Origin of the sequence: Mesorhizobium sp. M7A.F.Ca.CA.002.09.1.1, from assembly GCF_003998555.1 — a bacterium.
GTDB lineage: Bacteria > Pseudomonadota > Alphaproteobacteria > Rhizobiales > Rhizobiaceae > Mesorhizobium > Mesorhizobium ciceri.
The window spans coordinates 1-1,716 of the sequence record NZ_RZRR01001045.1; the positions used below are offsets into that span (position 1 = coordinate 1).

The following is a 1,716-nucleotide window of genomic DNA, read 5'->3' on the forward strand; positions in this document are numbered from 1 at the left end:
GTAGTCGGGTGGCTCAGTGCCGGCCCTCATCGTCCGGTGCGAAGGCGAGTTCGACCGGCAACGGCGCCTGCGCCGTCATCGGTGCGAAACTGCCGGTTTCGCCGACCGGGACCGCACGCGTCGTGAACACACGCAAAAGCACGAACAGGCAGAAGGCTGCGGCGATGAGAACAGCCACATAGATGAAAGCCTGCGTTCCGAAGACGGCCGACAGCGCCGTCACGATGCCGGGCACGACGAAGCCCGACAGCGACCAGGCAAACAAAAGCGAACTGGACAGCGCCACCATGTCGTCCTTGCCGGCGCGGTCGGCGGCGTGCGCACTGGCCAGCGAATAGATCGATTCCGAAGCGCCGTCCCACACGATGTAGATCACAACCAACGCGGCCAGCGCGCCGCCATCGAACCCGAGTGCAAACAGGCCGGCGACCATGGCGAGCGCGGATGCGGCGATCAGCACATAGCGGCGGTCGGTTCGGTCGGAAATCCAACCAAGCGGGATCTGCAGGATCAGCGTGCCGAGAGGCATCGCCGAAAGCAGCAGCGCCACGTCGGCCTGGCTGTAGCCCTTGGCCGTGGCGTGGATCGGTGCGAAGCCAGCAATCGACATCGACAGGCCGCCGACGGCAAGCATGCCGGCGACGCCGACCGGTGAAACCCGCCAGGCACGGCGCAGCGCCACCGAGGCCGCCTGCGGCGCCGGCGGCTGGGCAAGTTTGGTCATCCCGACAGGGAGGATCGACAGCGCGGTGAAGACGATGCCGATCAGCGGCGCATCCGCTGTCCTGATATCGACCAGCGCTAGCGTCGCGTAGCCGACGCCGAGCCCGGCGACATAGGCAACGTAGAAGAAAGCCATCACCCGGCCGCGGATGGCGTTGGCAACGGCATCGTTCAGCCAGCTCTGCGCGACGATGAACAGGCCGCATATGGCAAAGCCGTAGAGCGCGCGGGCGGCTATCCACAGCAGCGGAAGGACCCCGGCGCCGACAGCGGCGTTGGCCAGCGCGATCAGCGCCGACAGCACCATGAAGGCGCGGGCATGGCCGACCCTTCGCACCAGCGGTCCGGTCAAGATGCAGCCGGCGAGCCCGCCGGCCGAAAGCCCGGTGATGATCAGCCCGGCCCAGGTCGGATCGAAACCCTCTGCGCCAAGCCGGACCGGGATATAAGCAAACATCAGCCCGTTGCCGACGGCAATCAGCGCCATCGACACGATGACGCTGGCAATCGCGATCAGCGGCGTGGGCTCGGCGCCCTGCTCGGCTTCGCTGCGGTTTTTCCTGGGAATCGACATGCCTGCTCAGGATTGCCCATGAAACGGGCAAAGGAAGCGATAAAAGCGACATGGCCGGGCGGCCGGGCTCACCCCTTCGCCAGCTTGCGGATCGCGCTCGATGACAGCGACGAGCGCGGGCCGTGAATGAAGGTCCAGGCCGGCGCCTTCATGCGGGCAAGCCGCGGCGCATCGCCCTCGTCGATGCGGGCATAGTCGAAGGTCTTGGCGACGACCGAGGACAGGAACGACAGCGTCGCGCCCGGGCGGTCGATGACGGCGATCGGGAAGGTCATGACGATCTCGCGCCAGCGCTGCCAGCGATGGAAATCGCGCAGGCTGTCGGCACCCATGATCCAGACGAAATCGACACCGGGGTTGCGCGCCTTGACCAGCGCCAGCGTATCGGCGGTGTAGCGGACGTGATGGGCGGCTTCGAA

The 1,716-nt window shown here is 66.6% G+C and carries 1 protein-coding gene and 1 pseudogene; both read right to left on the reverse strand.

Annotated elements, in window-relative coordinates; translation table 11 throughout:
* Positions 1–13: 13 nt before the first annotated feature.
* The gene (locus EN994_RS30005) at positions 14–1,297 is read right to left on the reverse strand and encodes an MFS transporter (RefSeq protein ID WP_013529071.1); all 1,284 of its coding nucleotides are present in this window, start codon (positions 1,295–1,297) and stop codon (positions 14–16) included.
* Between the two features lie 68 nt (positions 1,298–1,365).
* Positions 1,366–1,716, reverse strand: a pseudogene (locus EN994_RS30010) (nicotinic acid mononucleotide adenylyltransferase); the annotation flags it as partial.